Source organism: Pedobacter chinensis, assembly GCF_003339865.1.
GTDB lineage: Bacteria > Bacteroidota > Bacteroidia > Sphingobacteriales > Sphingobacteriaceae > Pedobacter > Pedobacter chinensis.
The window spans coordinates 59,044-79,521 of sequence record NZ_QPKV01000015.1 but is presented as its reverse complement, the minus strand read 5'-3'; the positions used below and the strand labels follow the sequence as shown (position 1 = coordinate 79,521).

Annotated in this window: 16 protein-coding genes; 3 read left to right on the top strand and 13 right to left on the bottom strand. The window is 37.5% G+C overall.

What is annotated here, in order from left to right; genetic code table 11:
* Positions 1-7 precede the first annotated feature (7 nt).
* Positions 8-559 (top strand): dTDP-4-dehydrorhamnose 3,5-epimerase, encoded by a 552-nt coding sequence (gene rfbC, locus DU508_RS22635; RefSeq protein WP_115404946.1) that lies wholly within the window; start codon positions 8-10, stop codon positions 557-559.
* 23 nt (positions 560-582) lie between these two features.
* The gene (locus DU508_RS22630; protein WP_115404945.1) at positions 583-1,926 is read left to right on the top strand and encodes an NAD(P)H-dependent oxidoreductase; all 1,344 of its coding nucleotides are present in this window, start codon (positions 583-585) and stop codon (positions 1,924-1,926) included.
* Positions 1,927-2,522: 596 nt separating this feature from the next.
* On the opposite strand, the gene DU508_RS22625 is transcribed toward DU508_RS22630, so the two are convergent.
* Both DU508_RS22625 and DU508_RS22620 read right to left on the bottom strand, forming a co-directional pair.
* On the bottom strand, positions 2,523-3,929 hold the full coding sequence (locus DU508_RS22625) for an exopolysaccharide biosynthesis polyprenyl glycosylphosphotransferase (RefSeq protein WP_115404944.1): 1,407 nt from the start codon (positions 3,927-3,929) through the stop codon (positions 2,523-2,525).
* A 140-nt stretch (positions 3,930-4,069) separates the two neighbouring features.
* Positions 4,070-4,720, bottom strand: a complete 651-nt coding sequence (locus DU508_RS22620; protein WP_115404943.1) for a response regulator — start codon at positions 4,718-4,720, stop codon at positions 4,070-4,072.
* Between the two features lie 353 nt (positions 4,721-5,073).
* Between DU508_RS22620 and DU508_RS22615 the strand changes: the two genes are divergently transcribed.
* Positions 5,074-5,880, top strand: coding sequence for a sensor histidine kinase (locus DU508_RS22615; protein WP_115404942.1), 807 nt, complete (start codon positions 5,074-5,076; stop codon positions 5,878-5,880).
* 33 nt (positions 5,881-5,913) lie between these two features.
* On the opposite strand, the gene DU508_RS22610 is transcribed toward DU508_RS22615, so the two are convergent.
* From DU508_RS22610 to DU508_RS22560, 11 genes are all read right to left on the bottom strand, one after another.
* Positions 5,914-6,480: a serine acetyltransferase gene (locus DU508_RS22610; protein WP_115404941.1), complete on the bottom strand. Its 567-nt coding sequence runs from the start codon at positions 6,478-6,480 to the stop codon at positions 5,914-5,916.
* Positions 6,477-7,634 carry a DUF1972 domain-containing protein gene (locus DU508_RS22605; RefSeq protein WP_115404940.1) on the bottom strand — a complete coding sequence of 386 codons (1,158 nt, stop codon included), beginning with the start codon at positions 7,632-7,634 and terminating at the stop codon, positions 6,477-6,479. Before DU508_RS22605 ends, DU508_RS22610 begins: the two co-directional genes overlap by 4 nt.
* A 646-nt stretch (positions 7,635-8,280) precedes the next feature.
* On the bottom strand, positions 8,281-9,894 hold the full coding sequence (locus DU508_RS22600) for a gliding motility protein RemB (protein WP_115404939.1): 1,614 nt from the start codon (positions 9,892-9,894) through the stop codon (positions 8,281-8,283).
* A 5-nt stretch (positions 9,895-9,899) separates the two neighbouring features.
* Positions 9,900-11,840, bottom strand: a complete 1,941-nt coding sequence (locus tag DU508_RS22595) for a nucleoside-diphosphate sugar epimerase/dehydratase (RefSeq protein WP_199562769.1) — start codon at positions 11,838-11,840, stop codon at positions 9,900-9,902.
* A 109-nt stretch (positions 11,841-11,949) separates the two neighbouring features.
* Entirely contained in the window at positions 11,950-12,858 is a 909-nt protein-coding gene (locus DU508_RS22590; RefSeq protein ID WP_115404937.1) for a nucleotidyltransferase family protein, read from the bottom strand.
* Positions 12,859-13,912: 1,054 nt separating this feature from the next.
* Positions 13,913-15,328 (bottom strand): undecaprenyl-phosphate glucose phosphotransferase, encoded by a 1,416-nt coding sequence (locus DU508_RS22585; RefSeq protein WP_115404936.1) that lies wholly within the window; start codon positions 15,326-15,328, stop codon positions 13,913-13,915.
* A gap of 205 nt (positions 15,329-15,533) precedes the next feature.
* The gene (locus tag DU508_RS22580) at positions 15,534-16,928 is read right to left on the bottom strand and encodes a nucleotide sugar dehydrogenase (RefSeq protein ID WP_115404935.1); all 1,395 of its coding nucleotides are present in this window, start codon (positions 16,926-16,928) and stop codon (positions 15,534-15,536) included.
* Between the two features lie 17 nt (positions 16,929-16,945).
* Positions 16,946-18,022: a mannose-1-phosphate guanylyltransferase gene (locus DU508_RS22575; RefSeq protein ID WP_233509712.1), complete on the bottom strand. Its 1,077-nt coding sequence runs from the start codon at positions 18,020-18,022 to the stop codon at positions 16,946-16,948.
* Positions 18,023-18,386: 364 nt separating this feature from the next.
* The gene (locus DU508_RS22570; RefSeq protein WP_115404933.1) at positions 18,387-18,860 is read right to left on the bottom strand and encodes a glycosyltransferase; all 474 of its coding nucleotides are present in this window, start codon (positions 18,858-18,860) and stop codon (positions 18,387-18,389) included.
* 17 nt (positions 18,861-18,877) lie between these two features.
* A complete protein-coding gene (locus DU508_RS22565) occupies positions 18,878-19,339 on the bottom strand; it encodes a glycosyltransferase family protein (protein ID WP_115404932.1) in 462 nt (153 codons plus the stop codon).
* Positions 19,340-19,461: 122 nt separating this feature from the next.
* Positions 19,462-20,478: a glycosyltransferase gene (locus DU508_RS22560; RefSeq protein WP_115404931.1), complete on the bottom strand. Its 1,017-nt coding sequence runs from the start codon at positions 20,476-20,478 to the stop codon at positions 19,462-19,464.

Sequence of the window (20,478 nt, the reverse complement as noted above, 5' to 3'; positions counted from 1 at the left end):
CTGAAAAATGAACTTTACTGAAACAAAATTAAAAGGTGCTTATATCATCGATGTAAAACCAATTACTGATGAGCGTGGATTTTTTTCAAGATCATACTGCAGCGATGAATTCAGAGAATTTGGCCTAAACACCAATGCGGTGCAAAATAATATTAGTTACAATATTAAAAAAGGCACACTCAGAGGTATGCACATGCAAAAGGCCCCTTTTGAAGAAACTAAACTGGTGCGTTGCACCAGAGGAGCAATTTATGATGTCATTGTTGACATGCGGGAGGATTCGGAAACTTTTAAACAATGGATTGGCGTTGAACTTACGGCAGATAATTATAGAATGCTTTACGTGCCGGAGGGTTTCGCTCATGGATTTATAACGCTCGAAGATAATACTGATGTTACTTATCAGGTTACTCAATTCTATACTCCGGGTTTCGAGCAATGTTTCCGTTGGGACGACCCATCGTTTAATATCGAATGGCCAATCACACCTGTTGTAATTTCCGCTAAAGATCAGTCGCACGCCTTAATTAGCGATGGCGTTAGTGAATCCAATAATTAATGAAAATTTAAATTAATCTATCCATGATTATCGTTGATAATGCCCTTGCCAGGCTAGAGGCTCAAAATAAACCCATCAAAGTTGGCCTTGTCGGCGCTGGCTTTATGGGTAAAGGTATCGCATTGCAAATTTGTAAATACGTACCGGGAATGGAATTGGTGGCTATAGCAAACCGCAGCTTGGATAAAGCTAAATTTGCATATAACCAAGCAGGGATCGAAGAAAGTATAGAAGTAACTTCTTCTGCACAGCTCGATAAAAACATTCTTAATGGCTTATACAGTGTAACCACCGATCCGATGTTGTTGTGTAGAGCGGCTGGCATAGACGCCATAATTGAAGTAACCGGTGCAGTAGAATATGCTGCAAAAGTAGCCATGTGTGCCATTGAGAATAAAAAACATATTATATTAATGGACGCCGAATTGGATGGTACTGTAGGTCCGATTTTAAAGGTATACGCCGATAAAGCGGGGGTTGTTTTAACCAATGCTGATGGTGATCAGCCGGGCGTGATGATGAATTTATATCGTTTTGTTAAAACCCTGGGTGTAAAACCAGTTCTTATTGGTAACATCAAAGGCTTACATGATCCATATAGAAACCCAACTACACAAAAAGGGTTTGCCGAAAAATGGGGACAAAATCCTGTTATGGTAACATCATTTGCTGATGGCAGCAAAATTTCTTTCGAGCAGGCAATTGTGGCCAACGGAACGGGTATGAGGGTAGCTAAAAGAGGAATGATTGGGCCAACAGTGCCGTCTGGAACCCATTTAAAGGATGTACTGGATAAATACCCATTAGAGGAGCTTACCGAGGGGCCAGGAATAGTGGATTATATTGTTGGTGCAGAACCTTCTCCTGGCGTATTTGTATTGGGAACCCATGATGATCCCATTCAACAACACTACTTAAACCTTTATAAACTCGGCGAGGGACCCCTTTATTTATTCTACACACCATATCACCTGTGCCATTTTGAGGTGCCACAAACTGTGGCCAGAGCCGTACTATTTAAAGATGCGGCACTTACCCCTATGGATAAACCGTACGTAGAAGTAGTAACTGCAGCTAAAATCGATCTTAAAGCCGGCGAAATTCTGGATGGGATTGGCGAATACATGACTTATGGTCTTTGTGAAAATGCTGATACCACTTATCTTGAAAATCTACTTCCAATAGGTGTAGCGGAAAATTGTATACTGAAACATAATATCCAAAAGGATCAGGTACTAACCTATGATGATGTTATTCTTCCTGAAGGAAGACTGATCGATAAACTCAGAAGGGAGCAAAATGAATATTTTAAAATGGAAGAATCTGTAAATGATGTCAAGGGAGAATCCGATGAAATTTTAATTTAATCGCGTACACCTCCTATCCGTGTATACTTAGAGGTTGGTTCATAATTTATATGGATCAGCCTCTTTTCTTTTGAAAGAAATCTCATCCTTTATTTGCGAATAATTTTGCTTCAGCCTCGTTTGATATTTCGTAGAACAACTATAGTGCCGGTACAACAGCAATCAATCTGCAGGAATTCGTTAAACTCAAAAGCATTTAGAAATGGCGCAGGCGATCATTATAGATTATTAAATCTAACAGGGCCATGAGGATCTTTGCAAAATAGAGGTCAGGAAATAAGCCTGGAAAATATAAGCTGATGGCATTACAACTTGATTAGGAGTTAAAACGCCTTGACAGGAATTAATGCCTTTTCAGGTAGATTTCGCTCCCGAAGCAATGGATGGATAGTGAATCAATTAAACGGTAATATTCGCTTCAACAGCAACGAAGAACTTTTGAATAGATGTTTGTGTAGTTACGGTTAAAAAATAAGCGCCTTATAAGAGCAGATAAAGTGCCCTCGGCTTACACCTTGCCACAAACAATGCCCTTTCCTCTGGCCTTAAATTAAAAAGCCGAATTCGGGCAAGAAAGCGATGATGTATAAGGTTGGCTAAAAAGCATTCTCTTCACCACCCAGCACATTGGTTATCGTTTTGGTTATAATTTTGAAATCTTGCAACAGCGTCCAGTTTTCCATATAGGAAATATCGTGTTTTACACGCCCCAGCATCTGTTCTGTTTCCTTTGTTTCTCCGCGAAAACCATTTACTTGTGCCTGACCTGTGATGCCGGGTTTTAAAAACTGACGAACCATATACTGATCTATAATTTGGCTGTACTCTTCAGTATGCTTAAGCATGTGAGGACGTGGTCCTACAACGCTCATTTCACCCAACAATACATTAAAAAACTGCGGCAATTCGTCCAGGCTGGTCTTACGCATAAAAGATCCGATTTTAGTTACCCTTGGATCATTTCGTGCCGCTTGCTGAGTGTTACTGTCGGCATTTATCCTCATGCTTCTAAATTTGAAGCAATAAAACGGCTTGTTATCTCTTCCCGATCGCAACTGCATAAATATCGGGTTTCCTCTGGATTCAATTAAAATCAGCAAAACAAGCAAAGGAAAAAGCCAGGAAAGCACAAATACAATTACTGCCAGACTAAATAAAACATCAAATCCCCGTTTAATAATACGGTTTCTTAATTTTGTTAGCGGTTCTCTCCTGTTTACTAAAATTGGGATCCCGTCATAATAACTGGACAGCCTGTAATTAGAATTTTTAAAATCTTCTTCTTCTCGTTTATACTTGATAAAAGAGGTGACAAATTTAACCCGCACACAATGTTTTTCCGCCAATGCAATCACTTCATCAAGTTCTACACATTGTTCAGGAAATTCAGTGGTATAAACTTCATCCAGATGATTTTCAATTGCATAACGAATGGAAGTCTGCAAACGATGAATAGGCTGCTCATCGATCAAAACTTCTTCGTTCAGATTTTTAAATGAGCCTCTGAAGTTAACCGTTAAACGGTTGGTTAAAAAGAATTTTTCTAATCGCGTACCCAAATCATGATTTCCAATGATTGCAATGTTTTTTTTAAACATATCCATCTTTAAATAATATCGCTCAAAAACATAGGTCATGAACCGAATGCCACTAACAGCAATTAATTCTAGAGAAAAAACATAAATTAAGGGCGGAGTGATATTTAACTGTGGTAGGAATAGATAAGCAATTAATGTAAGTAAAACAATGTGTAAAATAAAAGTGAACGCACCTTTTTTATATAAAACCTCCAATTTCTGAACATTCTTAAAGGTGTATGCTCCATTAACTATCGCTGAAATCATCCAGGTTAAATTAATCAGGATCAAGAACTGCGCAGCTCCACCAAGATTAGTGTCCTTTAAAAGGCCGGAAAAAAAGATGATCGCAAATGAACAATTGATTGCCAGCGCATCAAATATGGTTAAGATAGTAATGAATATAAATACATGACGGCTCTTCATAATAATCAGGGCTTAATAATGTTCTGTATTTTAAAACCATACATAAGGGAATAATTCAATTGGTATATACATGTAAATTGAGGGGTTTTATTCTGATAAAACAATAGCCCGAAAAGACTACCATAAATCAGGAAGAAACATTAGCTAAATGCGTAAGAATTTGAGTTCGTTGTGTAGTGATTGAATTTATTGAGCGCTTCTACTTTATTCTGAACATGTAACCTTTTGTAAATATTTTTGCAATGGTTCTTAACGGTGTTCGGGCTAATGGATAATTGATCTGAAATTTCTTTATACAACAAGCCTTTGCCAAGAAGAGACAAAACTTCCAGTTCTCGTTCACTTAAACCAAAAGTAGTGGTATTGCTTTGTTTGCCATTTAATAAGCCAATTACACGTTTGGCAATATACGGGCTCATTGATGCTCCACCATTATGAAGTTCAGTAATTGCAGAATGGATTTCCTCAAAGCTTGAGCCTTTTAAAATGTATCCTGAGGCACCTGCTTTTAACGCATTAAACACATTTTCATCATTTTGATAACTGGTGCACATCAAAAACTGCGTAAAAGATAGAAAGCTTTTCGCCCGCTTAACAAAATCGATCCCTGATAGAGACCTTAATTTAATATCAACAAGGGCAACATCAGGTTTATCAAGATGCATTTTCGATAGCGCTTCTTCAGCAGATGAATAAATTCCTTTTATTGTAAATGCTTTATTAATTTCAAGCACTTTAACAAGTAAATTCCTGTACTGTTCGTGGTCCTCAACAATTGAAATAGAAATCATATTATATAAATTAGGGATAAAATAATATATTAGCTTCTATTGTCCCTCTTTTGATATGCAGGAAATTAATCTGCAAGCGCTGATTAAATCAATCTTTCTTGAAATAAGCGTTTAAAATAAAGACAACAATTATCCGAGGGAAATTCGGGACCACCTCGAAATTTTTACTAAGATAGAACGATTGATAGATGAAGCAAAATTTTTATATGTCCTTTTAAATCACCCTATTAGTAAAAAAAAACGGCAGATATATATAGACAAAAATCGAATCATTTATATAAATTACTATTACAAAATAATACTCATAAAAATAAAATTGTGTATAAATTATTCTACAAAAAATCATACGCCTAATGGACTCATCTACAGCGATTTCTCAGCTTCTATTCCGCTTACCTATATGCGCAAGCCTTAATTTTTCATGGATAAATGGACTAATTTTATTGGTTGTTTTATTGGCTGTCGGCTATATAGCGTACATTTTATACAAAAATTACAAATTTGGGAGTGCGCGAAAGAATGAGTATATAGCACAAAGTCAGGCCATAAAATTAGAAAGACAAAGAATCAGCAGCGAAATACACGATGAACTTGGCTCAGGTCTCTCCGCAATAAAATTATATTCTGAATTAGCGGCCAAAAACCGACCTGAAATTATTGAATTACAAGAGCTTAATGAGATGGTTAAAGAAATTTCAACCAAGATTAATGACATTATTTGGACAACAAGTACCGAAAATGATCACCTTGATAGCGTTATTTTTTACATTCAGGAGCAAATAGGGAAATTATTTAGGCATTCTGAGATAAAATTTGAATCAAATTTACCAGAATACATTCCAGCAATCAAATTTAAGAGCGAAAGCAGGAGAGATTTCTATCTTTTGTCCAAAGAAATTGCACATAATGCACTAAAACATTCCAATGCAGACCTCATTACTGTAAACATTTCGTTAAATCCAGAACTGATTACCTTAAGTATCAGGGATAATGGTGTAGGGTTTGATCCCCTGCTTGACAAAAAGAATGGAATGGGTTTATCCAATATTAACCAACGTGTAGAAAGACTTAATGGAAGCTTAACAATCGAGAATTACAAGGGCACTAAAGTACTTGTAAACATACCGATTTTGGGTAATTTTTACGAAGAAGCTGAATAGCAAAGTGAGGGGTCTGAAACACCAGAAGGCATATTAGAGAATGACAGACCCTTTAACTATAGATAAATTTTCATCGAGCGGAAATTTATAAACCATTTTAATTACTACAGCAGGATTACCGCCAATCACGCAATTATTTTCTACATCTTTAGTAACAACGGCGCCGGCGCCAATGATTACGTTATTACCGATCTTGATGTCGCCGATTATGGTTGCATTTACTCCGATATCCACATTGTCACCAATTACCGGTGCGGGACTGGAGGTGCCGTCTTCTAACATTTTACAGGTAATGGTAGTCAGATGACGCAAAGTACAGTTCGTACCTATGGTAGTTGCACCATCAATCACACTACCGTATCCATACACCAGCTTTAAACCAGGCCCAATGCGTACCCTCGCACTAATATCAATGTTCAAAATCCATCCGATGATGAACTTGTATAAAAGTAAGTACCAGAAAAATATAATCCTTAAAATCAGATTCCGCCTGATGAGGGAAGCACATCTGAAAAAAACCATGAGCACTCTACCTTTGAGGTTATGATGGTTTGCGGCCCAATCCTGAAAAACATCACGCTTTTTGTTTATATAGCTCATTTATTTGGAATAACATGATACCGGTTACTTACACCAGGATCGTTGTGCTGCAGAATCATCCTCTTCACAAAAAGCGATTTTAAATGATCATGAAATTGATTTATGGCATTTTGCCAATTGTAAACCTCGGTAAGCTTACCGATGTTATTATCAATTTTGTTTCGGTAATTAACCATTTTATTTTCAGTAGAAAGCAGTTGCCGGGTCACATCAGTTGAACTTGTAAAGTAAAAAGAATCACTGCCCAGAATTTGCCTGTTTGCAGGATGGTCATAAGCCGAAATAAGGCAACTTGCCGCCATGGCTTCCAAAATTAAATGTGTTGTTCCACCACCGGCATCCCCATAAAAATACAGGTTTGAAAAATATCTTAAATTATTGAGTTTGGCAGGATCATACATGCTGCCCAGAAACTTAATATGGGTATCATTTTTATATTTAAACTTTAAATATTTACCGAACTCATGCGTATGGCCACCAATTACAATAAACGGCCGCTCCATTTTAGCAGTTGCAACTCCATCCAGAATCTGTTCTATACCATTATCAGGCTCCAAACTACCAATATACAAATCATAGTTAAAAGGCTTGAGCTGATTAAATCCTAATATATCATTACTAGGATTGGTAAACAAATCAACTCCCTGCGGAATAAATCTGGCTCTTTTTTGGTACTTCCCGGTCAGATACTGAGTAATGTTTTCCGAATCGGAAATCAGCGAATGGCTATAACGAACGGCCGTGCTTTCAGCTAGCCGAAGAAACGTTGACGTGAGCCCATGATATCGATTGCGTTTCCATTCTATCGTTGCTATATTGGAAATTAATTTTGATTTCTTAGCAAGCAGCCATGACCAGATGGAACTGGAGCAACCGAATTGAATGATCAGGTCACAGTTCCTTGTTATCACATCTCTAACACAGTTCAGATCGTAAATAAAATTACCTGTTACCCCCATTTTATATTCCGGATCGTAAACATGGATCAAATTGATTCCACACCATTCAGATTTTTGGTAAGAATGGTTATGTGAACTGTATACCATTACTTCGTGCCCTTTATCAACCAAACCTAAGGCGATAAACTGGGCACTTTTCTCAAATCCCCGGTAAAAATCGGGAATACCTCTTGTACCTATAATAGCAATTTTCATCGATTTTTAGCTTGAGTGTGATGGATGATAAGGTGAATAACCACACCACGATCCTGTAAATAATATTGCTAAAATTATTTAAAGCCCCTCCCTATATCAATAGCCCTTAAATACTACTTTTTATATATATGAGACTCCTAGGCACTAAGTAGCTAAATAAACCAGCTATTTACGAGGGGCTTCGGTTAACCTGATCAGGAATATTTTGGCGTTGCGTGTGTTTAATTCCCCTCTTCCAGAGGGGTGTCCGCAGGACGGGGTGTTTCTGGCCAGATCAGCTCTCAAGGCAGGCCTATCGGGCTGACGCAAATTCATAGCTTGCGCGTTCCATGAAAACGGGAACCACGCAACTGCTCATCGAGATGCTTAATGCTGCATACAAGTTCAATAAACCTTTCCATAGCTTTATCTATCGGTTGGCGTCTCACTAAACGCAATTAAAGAAGTTTACTGGCTTTTTAAATGTCTTCAGTCGGTGAGGAGCACCGACCGATCGAAGAAAATACTTGTCATTCTGAACCCAGTGAAGACCGCGAAGCCACTACGAAGTAAATCCCTGACCTACAAGCATTGTACCTGGTTTACTGCTGCCATTGAATTTCCCACCTGCGTGGGAATGACGGAATACATTATATACAGGTTGTTATTAAAAATCGTGATAGATATTTCTGAATGAACTTCTTAACCCAATGGTTAACAAACCCGTTTTATTTGATCCAAGTTCATTGCTTTCTTTTCGAAATGTTCCGGCAACTTCTAATCTTAAATTGTATTTAGGATTTAATAAATAAGCCACCTGACCTTTCATATAATATAAATCCGTGCCAATTCCCTGTCCTATACGACTGCCGTAGTCTACCGCCCTGGTTTCATAACTTTTAAAAATATCTCCTCCATAATTCATTCCTTCGGGATCTAAGCCATAACGGGAATACAGGGCCTGCCCCTGAAGATCAAAACGTTTATAGCTATAATTTAGAATCCCTAAAAACTCTCTGAAGTTTGCCCCTTTCGGATGAGCAAGCGACTGATTATAATTCGCATAATTGGAAATCCGGTCAAAATGAGCATAAGTATAAGGTCTTGCTGTATTAAATTCAGCTAAATAATTCAGGCCTTCAACCTTGAAAAGGTCCGAACCCCTGACACCAAACTGAATCGCATATTTATTGGCCCAATAACCGTTGCCGGCAAAAAACTCTTTTGCCGTAAATTCATCAAACATAAATTGGCCATATAGGGCCGTCTTATCCAGTATCTCATACTTTAGGTTAATCCCTAAACGCATTTTATCCGGAGAGGTAGTATTAGTGTTTTCAACCGGGCGTAAGAAAATAAAAGGATGAACATAATTGAAGTCAAATCCTCTTTTGCCTTCCGCCTCTGCATCCGCCCATGTTACGGCCTGAAAGAAACCGACAGAAAAGCGTTTGGTCGCATTCCAGTCTACATAGTGTGCCGCCATCCATTTTCCTCTGTCTCCTAAACGCCTGTCAGTAGTCAATTTTTCTGCTCCCGGATCTAACATATAAGCAAATATGGTTTGATACTGCACACTACCTAAAGTAGCCCGAGCCCTGAAAAAAGAATAATTCGATGAAACATCAGATAATAACATTGAACGGTAACCATCGCCAATGAAGTTTTTATCATAACCCAAAGCAAAATTTAAATATTTACTGGGGGTATAGGAAAGTAATGCAGTAACATAAGACCAGTCTTGTTTGTCTGTACCCAATTTACCATAACCCTGTCCGGGTACAACCTGGTTCGCTACAATAAAATTGTTAAGGTAATCTGCAAACTTACCTTGATTTTCAAATCCATTCAGGTAGAAGGAAAATTGCTTTCCAACATTTCCTCCGATCTGGAATCCTCTGGTATTTAACCAGGTTGAGCGGTTACCACTAAAATCTTTTCCAATTTGGAAATCAGGAAGAAAATCTGCGTAGATATTGTAGTCATCGCTTTTGAATTCTAAAAGATGTTCCTGAAACAATTTGCGATGCACCCAACTCCTGTTATTCAAACTATCCTTACCTGCATTCATTAGAGAATCGTAGCGCATTTGCAAGGCACTGTCATCAGCATAAAAACCTTTAATGGAAGAGTGAAATTTCAATTCAGGATTATATACCTCCCTGTTGAGTTTCTGATAAAATTGATAATCATATAGGATGTTGCGATTTGGGGTGGCATCCTGTGCTTTTACGCTTAATGCAAAAATGGCCATCACGGCCATATAAAAGAGTTTTCTCATTAAATTTAGTCGTTTATAACTTTATCAAGTTCCTCAAAGATCGAATTTTTACTTTTAAATTCGGGAACCAATTTCTTCATATTAATCACAACCTGCATATCATCATTCTGCGTTGCAGAATGAATAAGATCCGCAATATCACCGGCCACCTCATCAAACACATATTCCCTTACCTTACCAATCATAATTTTTTCATGATGAGTGGGCATTGTATTTTCATTATCATTTAACAGTTCCTCATAGAGTTTCTCACCCGGGCGAATGCCAGAAAATTCTATTTTAATATCCAGGTTAGGTTCAAGTCCGGCAAGTTTAATCATCTTCTTCGCTAAATCAAGAATTTTAACCGATTTACCCATGTCAAAAATAAATATTTCTCCTCCATTTCCCATACATCCCGCCTCCAGTACCAACCGGCATGCTTCTGGAATGGTCATAAAATACCTGGTGATATCAGGATGAGTAACAGTAACGGGACCACCCTTTTCAATCTGTTGCCTAAAACGGGGGATTACAGATCCGTTAGATCCCAGAACATTTCCAAACCTGCTGGTGATAAACTTTGTTGCAGGCCGTTTCTCCAAACGATTGATATAACTCAGCCCGTTACTAAAAACAAAATCTTTCTTACTCAGTGAATTATTCAGCGATTGAACATAAATTTCTGCAATTCTTTTAGAAGCGCCCATAACATTTGTCGGATTCACGGCTTTATCGGTCGATATCATTACAAATTTCTGAACACCATATTTCACAGCTTTATCTGCAACGGTTTTTGTACCCAGCACATTGGCCTTAATGGCTTCTGCCGGATTATCTTCCATTAAAGGAACATGTTTATATGCCGCAGCATGATAAACATAATCAGGCCTGTACATCTTAAAAAGTTTATCCATCCGCTGTTCATCCCGAACATCACCTATAAAAGCCTGATAATTTTTTGTTCTGTCACCTTCATCGAGTTCCAGAAAAAGGTCGTGCAATGCTGTTTCTGATTGGTCGCACAGTATAATCAATCCCACTTCAAATTTTGACAGCTGCCTGGCAATTTCACTTCCTATTGAGCCAGCGGCTCCGGTAATCAGAATTCTTTTCTTGTGAAGCATGTTTCCGATTCCCTGAATATCTATGTTGATCGTTTTTCGGTTTAACAGATCTTCAATATTTAACTTCTGAATTTGCGCTGGTTGCAATTTACCATTAGTCCATAAATCTGCAGGGGGAATATTAAGTACCTTGATGTCATGTTCCAGACATAAATCCACTATAGCATCCCTTTTATCAGCAGGAATGGTATAGGAAGCAAAAATTATCTCATCTATTTCGTACTTAACAATCAGGTGCTCCAGATTTTCTGCATCCAGAATTTTAACTCCATCTATTGCTTTACCAATTTTACGCTGATCGTCATCCACAAATGCAACAATATACTTATTTACCTTTACATCATGATCAAAAGTCCTTTTTGTTGCCATTCCCGCTTCCCCGGCTCCATAAATAATGACCTTTTTCTTATCCAGTTTCAGGTTTTTTATGTACATAAAAAAAAACTTAATAAAAACCCGGTAGGTAATCAGAAAAAGAAAACTGAACAATCCATCAATGATCAATATAGTATTGGAAATGACAGGCTTATATAAAATACTGATCGCGAATAGGTTAATGATAAAAAAAACACTGGTGGATATGATCACTGACGATAATATACGAAAAGAATCCTGTGCACTGGTATATCTGATTATACCAGAATAACTCCTCGTAATGAGAAAAACGATCGAATTGATCGCCATAAATAACAGCAGGTTTCTCGATAGTTCAGGTATATTAACGGATGTCAGGTTTAAATTAAACTTTAACATATACGCAAACACCAACGCACATGAACAACATGTAAGATCGAGCGCAAAAATAATCCAGCGGGGGACGATGTTAATTTGAGTAAACAATTTTTTATAGGCTAAGTAATAATTCTATGACAATATTCAACCAGCAATAATCCTGCCATTTCCGCTGCTTAAATTGACATAAATAAGGAGCTATTTTTAAGGCCTTTCATTACAACCAGAGGTTTCGGGGATATTCTCCCGCTAAAGTTAACTGCTCAAGCTTCGATTTTACAATTCCCGCATCTTCTTTGAAAGTTACACCAAACCACTTCGCATCGGTTTTTACAAGGCTCACGACTCCTTCGCCGCTCCTGATCAAGCTATCCACCACTTCCGGAATTAGAAACTCTGCTTTCATGTCATCGTCATGCTGATCTAAAAAACGGTAATATTCCTGTTCACTCCACTCAACAAAAGACGGTGTAAAGCAGAAAAAATTCATGCTTACCGGTGTAGCTGCATCCATTTCAACTTCCTGTTCTCCAGTTACCCGAAATGCCATATTGTCTCGCTTAAAGATCTCTTTTCTTTCTGTTATTCCGATAATATAATCCTGATCGTCAACGTTTATTTCTCCGCGGGTCACTGCACCATGATCGCTCAGGGTATTCTTCAACTCATAACCCAGGCAGGCGTACCTTCCATCATTTACCGATTGCGTTAAAAACGCATAAGCTTTTTCAAAGGCATCAAACCCATAAAAATCATCTGCGTTAATCACTGCAAAGGGTGCATCAAGAACGTCTTTACAACAAAGCAGTGCATGTTGGGTTCCATAAGGCTTTGAACGCCCTTCAGGCAAGGGCCTGTCTCCCCTGAACTTTTCCAGGCTCTGATAAACATATTCCAGCTTCACTTTCCCGGCAAGTTTTGGTTCTATTGCAGCCTTGAATGATTCTGCAAATTCTTCCCTGATGATAAAAACAACTTTATCGAAACCTGCCTTAATAGCATCATAAATAGAGTACTCCATAATGGTTTCGCCCGAAGGCCCAAAAGATTCAGTTTGTTTACTGCCGCCGTAACGACTGGCCATACCTGCTGCTAAAATAACTAATGATGGTTTTGAATAATGCATGTAATCTAGATTTTAATTTTAAATTCTGTAAATGAATCTCTTTAACTTCTCTTGTATATCTCAACAAGTTCGCAATGCTTAAAAAACTGCTAAGTTAAGATATTTCAAAACAAATAAACAGTAAACAGTAAAAATCATAAAAAAAATGGAGCAAGAAAAAAAAGCAAAATCAAATAAATTAACATTTCAATAACATTAAAAAAAATATTAAGACAGCTAAATACATCAAACCAATTCTATTTTTACCAAAAACCGAAGAAAAATCAATAGAAAAAACATAAATAAGAAGAAAAACTATAAAATTAACAAATCATTAACATTAAAAACACATTAATTCAATCAGATACACAAGAACAATGACGTTCTAACTAAAAAAAACACAGCACATTTAAAATATTTGTAAAAAAAACATAAAAAAAAGCCTAAAAAAAGTATTTTTACCTATCTTAGCATTAATTAGTAAAGCCATCCCCATTTCTTTATTTTAAGTACGATGAATCAATCTGCAGAGCATCATGTCAGATTAAAGTGTCCCAAATGTAAGAATCCTGAAATCAACAGGATTCCAAGGACTTTCTTCTTCAAATCGGTAGTCCCATGGTTACCCATCAGGCACTTTATATGTTATCGGTGTAGATATAAATTTTATAAGCTTTTTTAATTAACTTGAGTTTTGACATTAAGAAATCAAGCATACTTAATGTTCTAACTTCTCAATGGCCAGAGAAATAATGCCTCGGGTTTAATGGCCATTTCATATCAGAAATCGTCATTGCTAGGAGGCACGACGAAGCAATCTGTTCTATCAATGTAATCCCAATTGAAGTATCGGAAAGATTGCTTCACTCCAACGCACATGTCTTTTCTTCAGTTCGCAATGACGAACGTTTCAAAAATTTTAACCAACTCGTTAATAACAAAGCCGCAAATTCGCTGATTATATTCAATTAAAAATCTGCGGCTAGCCCTACTTCGTGGTCAGCATCTTTTTTGTTATGCGTTCATGCCATTGTCTCAAACAAGTTCAGGTGATGACCGCCCGTAACACACCCAATTAGTAGGCATTATCTTCTCCCCGAAAGACGTTGATTACGGTCATGAAAATAATTCTGATATCGAGCATAGAAGTCCAATTTTCTAAGTAATAGATATCAAATTTAACCCTGTTTTCCATCGCCCCGTTTTCTTTAGTCTCACCGCGAAACCCATTTACCTGGGCCCAGCCCGTAATACCAGGCTTTAAGAAATGGCGAACCATAAACTGGTTGATGATTTTTTTATATTCTTCGGTATGCTTCAGCATGTGCGGCCTGGGACCTACCACACTCATTGAACCGTAAAACACATTGAAAAACTGAGGCATTTCATCCAAACTTGTTCTCCTTAAAAAATGGCCGATTTTCGTGATCCGGTCATCGTCTTTGGTGGCCTGCTTTTTATCGCTCTCATTATTTACCCGCATGCTCCTGAATTTCCAGCACCAGAATGGCTCATCGTTTCTTCCACTTCTCAACTGCTTAAACAAAACAGGGCCGGGGCTTTGGATTTTAATAAGGATTGCAATGATCGGGTAAAGCCAGCTTAACACAAAAATGATGACCAGGCTGCTAAAAACCAGGTCAAATGCACGCTTTTTAAACCGGTTTCCGATAATTTCCAGCGGTTCATTTCTCAGGGTAATGATTGGAAACTCACCGCCCATATACGAAATGGTGTAAGGTGAGGCAAGCGTACCTCCAATATCCGGAATAAACTTCAGGCGAATACATTGATGATCAGCCGCAGCAACCAGCCTGGTCACATCATTCATTCTATGCGGTGCCACCGCTACATAAATTTCTTTCACGCCCGAATCGGCCGCTTCTCCCAATGTGCCCAGCACTTTATCCTGAACATCATCTGAATCGTTATCCTGAACATCGTCTGGATCGTAAATATCCTCATCATCCCCCACAAAACCACAAAAATCCAGGCTTCTTTGCTTTTGTATATATTGCGAAAGGCGCAGCGCAGTTGGATTAGATCCCATTACCGCCACTTTTTTCGCCGCTTTAAATTTATTGAGAATCACATATTGAATGTACGTTCCGGTAAACCTGTTTAAAATAAAGGCGATACCCAGTAATAGATAAAAAACAATTAAAAAAGTCCTCGAAAAATCATCCTCAGCTGAGAAAAGAAGATAGGATATATATAATACAAAATGCATGACCAGGCTCCGGTAAGTACCCCGGTAAATGCGTTCCAGTTTTCGGGAACCATAAGAGGTATAAAGGCCAAAAATCGCCGTTGAAAACAGCCATATTAAATTATAGACGACTACATGATGACGGTCAATCTCACCATGCACTTCCTTTCCCAGCAACGGCGTTAAGTAATAGGCCAGGAAATAAACCAGATTCAGCATTATTACATCTGTAACCGGTAAAATGTACCTTAGTAGATAAAGGTATCGCGTTGAAGAAGTCATAAGGAATGAAAATTGGATTAGGGAGATACAAAACTAAACAATTTGTTAGCAATACAGCTTTTAAACTGTTACAAGGCAAAAATCTAAAAAAAAGAATAATTATCATAAAAAATCGATTTTTCTATGATAATTACTAATAGTTGCAAGTCATTCATTATAAATACTGGCATATCTAATAAATAACTAAGAAAGTTCTAAATATATCTTACATACCAATACCACTTACTTTAAAACCAATCGCTCGGAGTTTTTTGTGATCCAGAATGTTTCTGCCATCAAATATTTTAGCCGGCTTAAGCATCCCGTCATAAATACGCTGCCAGTCGTAGTCTATAAATTCATCCCATTCAGTCAGAACTGCAATGGCATGCGCATCAGCACAGGCAGCATAAGGGTCTTCTGATACCGTTACTCCCTTTTTATTTAAATCGGGGCTTCTGGTGCCTAAGTAATCAAGATCTGCATAAATCTGTTTATCTTCAACTTTAGGATCATAAACCTGTATAGTGGCCTGCTCGTTTAAAAGTTCGTCGGCCACATAAATGGCTGCCGATTCCCTGGTATCGTTTGTGTCTTTTTTAAAGGCCCAGCCTAAGAAAGCGATCTTCTTGCCCGATACCGTATTATATAAGTCTTTTACAATATTTAGTGCAAAGCGCTTTTTCTGGTGATCATTCATAATGATCACCTGCTCCCAGTAATCTGCAACTTCCTGCAAACCAAAGGAACGGGAAATATAAACCAGGTTCAGGATATCCTTCTGAAAACATGAACCCCCAAAACCTACAGAAGCTTTTAAAAATTTAGGGCCGATCCTGCTGTCTGTACCAATAGCCCTCGCAACTTCATTCACATTTGCCTCTGTTTTTTCACAAAGTTCAGAAATGGAATTGATAGAAGAGATCCTTTGTGCCAGGTAAGCATTGGCTACCAGTTTAGATAATTCAGAAGACCAGACATTTGTGGTTAAAATACGCTCTCTTGGAATCCAGTTGGCATAAACATCCACCAAAGCCTGCACAGCCTCTTGTCCTTCCGGGTTTGCATCTCCGCCGATCAATACCCGGTCAGGATTCAACAGGTCATCTACAGCAGTGCCTTCTGCCAAAAACTCCGGATTGGATAACACCTGAAAATTAACACCATTTCCAGTGTTGTGTAAGATATCTCTTACGGCCTCTGCGGTACGCACCGGCAATGTAGATTTCTCTACAATAATTTTATCTGTTTTAGATACCCTGGCAATCTGACGGGCACACAATTCGATCCACTTTAAATCTGCCCCCATCCCTTTACCAGCACCATACGTTTTGGTTGGGGTATTTACGGAAATAAAAACCATCTCCGCTTCTTCAATTGCCCGGTCTACATCCGTAGAAAAAAATAAATTTCTGCCCCTGGCCTCTGCCACCACTTCGCTTAAGCCTGGCTCGTATACGGGAATGTTATTCACATCAACGTCATTCCAGGCTGCAATTCTCGCTTCATTTAAATCTACAATGGTAACCTTAATGTGTGGGCATTGTTTGGCTACAACCGCCATAGTAGGTCCTCCAACGTAGCCTGCACCGATGCAGCAAATGCTTGTAATTTTAGTCATTGGTAATTAAATTTAGATTAAGAAAACTGTTTACCACAAACAGCTACGATATTTTTTGATACTTCTTTTATTTCCTGCTCCTTATTTTTCGGATAAATGAGCAATACATCCCCATCATCGACCACAATATAGTTATCCAGCCCTTTAATAACCGCAATTTTGTGTTTAGGTAACTGAATCATGCAATTACGTGTATCCTGTAAATTCACATTATAGCCATGAAATACATTGTCCTGTTCATCTTTATCCAGTACCTCATAAAGTGAGGCCCATGTACCAAGATCAGACCAGCCGAATTCTCCTGGAATGGTGTATACATTATCTGCCTTTTCCAGGATGGCATAATCGATAGAAATGTTTGGAGAAAGGGGATAATTCTCTTTGATGAATTCCTGTTCCTGTGGTGTGTTGTAAAACTCCGCACCTTTTAAAAACAGGGTATAGATGTCATGTGCATGCTTTTTCAGGGCATCCAAAATGCTCGATACTTTCCAGATGAAAATCCCTGCATTCCAGAGGTAATCCCCGCTGGACAAGAACTCCTTTGCTTTTTCAAGATTTGGTTTTTCCAAAAATCTCGCTACTTTATATATTGTGCCTTGAGTCTCCCGTTTGTAGTTAATGTAACCATATCCGGTATCTGGCCTGCTTGGGCTGATGCCAAGGGTCAGCAATGCCGGATTTTGCTCTGCAAACTCCAAAGCTTCCTTAATTTTGTTCACGAAAACATCTTCTCTCAAGATCAAATGATCAGAAGGAGCTACAACAATATTGGCTGCCGGATTGAGGTTGGCAATCTTAAAAGAAGCATAAGTTATGCAGGGTGCCGTATTGTTCCTGCTGGGTTCTGCAATGATATTTGCAGCAGATAATTCCGGAAGTTGTTCTTTAATGACTCCCACATACTGGTCATTGCTCAGGATGTAAATTTGATCGGCCGGACAAATGTTTAAAAAACGCTCATAAGTCAATTGTAATAATGACTTGCCAATCCCAAGGATATCAATAAATTGTTTAGGGAAATTATTGCGGCTTTTCGGCCAAAAGCGGCTGCCGACACCGCCAGCCATAATTAGAACGTAATTATTCGTCATAATTTTTTAAATTTCAGTAATTTGTTATTGTTCGGTTAATCGACCACCTACTGCAATCTCACGAAGTATTACATTACTTTAGGTCGTTGGTTAAAATAAATTAAAAATAGGCTATCATTAAGTTTTCATTATCTCTAAACCATTATATATTTACGGGAATCTGCCAAATATACTTAAACTCTCAATACGCCTCTTTTCTCAAAACTAAACCTGATGCTTACTTATACAAAACACTAATTTTTAAGTTTTTCATAATTAATATATTTTTCAATAGAGAAAATCCCTGATGTTAAATTATTCTCTCTATTTCGAGGTCTAATAATGTTTATGAACACAAGTACTAATAACTCTAATTTTGCGTTTTCTAATTCTTGTTCAACGAATTAATGATAAAATTAATCATATTATTTGAAGCATCCTGATTCAATTTTTTCAACGGTTTCAAATCATTGTTTAATATCAATGCTTTAAGTTGTTTTTTGTCGTATGCTACATGCACGTACCCTAATTCATTCATCCTCATGGCAGTAACCATTTGATGATCGTTTCTATGCTCTCTTAAAGAGGCTATACGCGGAAAAATAATAATGGGTTTTTCATATTTCAGTGCGGATAAAACAGTGCCCATACCAGCATGACCGACTATTAAACGTGCACCTTCCATCAATTTATTAAATTCATCAGGATTCAAAAAATCAACTGTCTTCACATTTTTAGTTTGATAACCACCTTTAATTCCCTGAACGATAATAGGTTCATCTATCAAACCGGCAATTTCATCAATCGCTTCTATAAAACGATCAAACGAAATTTGTGTACCTATTGTAACGAATATCATACAAATTTATTGATTAATTATTGTTCTAAAACGTTCCCAGCATATAAAATTTTATGGGTTTTAAGCGATTCCCATTGTGTAAAGGTCCGAGTTACAAATCTAGAAGCAATATTGCCACTTAATGACAAATGTTGTACATTGGCTATACTATCTATCCAAACGGTCTTTTTCCCCAACAGTTTAGCAGCAAGTAAAACCACAAGACCAGGGGCGGCGCCTGTAGAAACAACTATATTAGGACGCTCTTTTTGAATTATTTTTAAGGCCTTAAAAAACGTAGGGATTAATTTATAAAAGTTCCAGCGACTAAAATCTGTAATGGCATAAAATTTTTGACCTTCAACCATAATCGCACATTTAGGATGGGTAGATAGATAAGTTACGCTAATTTCTGCATTATCAGGACTGACAATACGAAGCAATTGTACCCAATGTCCTCCAATTGAGGCAACGGCTAGAAGTTTGACTTTATTTCCCATAAGTGTATAGTCATTATATTTCTCTTAGTCTAAATATCTTTGAGCAAGAAAACTCTATATTAGAATCATTCTCTATGATTTCCTGCTACTTTTACCAAATGAATTTCGAGCGATTAAATTTTTTATCTCCTTAATTGCCTAATGTGTACGGAAATTGCATTTACCCTTTCAACTAAATCGCCTGCCATTTTTTCCCACTTTTGAATTCTTTCGGTTTTCAACTCTTTGACTTCATTTTTTAATTTCTTCCTATTATCTAGAGCTTCCTTAATTCCATTTGCTATAGATTGTGAATTCAAGGTTTCTACGTAGACGGCCCCTTTGTTAAATAAATTCCTTAAAAGCGGGGTATCGGATATTACCATTGGAATTTCAAAACCGGTTGCTTCATTGGCTACACTTAATTGGATATGATCCTCTGTCGTTAATCCCAAAACGGCATCTGCACTACGGAATACTCTCTCATAATCCTCTAAAGACAGGTAACCAATCAATTGTACATTTTCGGGTCTTTTTGAAAAATCGAAAAGTAATTCACCTTTGTCTTTTGGTCCTGAAATTAAAAAATCTATTTCCGGAATTTGCGATGCTGCTTCAAACACCACATCAATGGGTTCGTCCGCATTAAAACTACAAGGCATTAAAACAGTTGTTTTTTTTGAAGGCAAAACATCCCCTTTAAGACTAGAATTCTTGATTGCTGGTTTATCTTCCAAGATTACCAATTTTTCCTTATCTAAACCAAAATCTTCTGCAATTTCCTTTATTAAATAATTGTGAACTAAAATTATGTCGAATTGATTTAGCTTATCTACACTTAGGTATTTCTTCCATTTTCCCCAAAATACTCCATTGTGGCAATCCACTATTAGAATTGCATCTTTATTGATCTTTTTGTAAAACAAAGCGATGTATAACAAAGGACTTGGGGGTAATTGTAACCATAAAACTGTTGGTTGCTGTATGATTAAGCTGCCTAATGTTTTGCAAGATTTTAACATATAGTCCAAAGGTTTCAGCACCTTTTTTTTCAAGTTGAAATCTATAAAATTTAACTCATAACCTAAAGATTCTTGCATTGATGCTGCTCTTCTTTGATACTTTACCCAGGCGTAAAAAATATTGTTACTTTTTTTCAT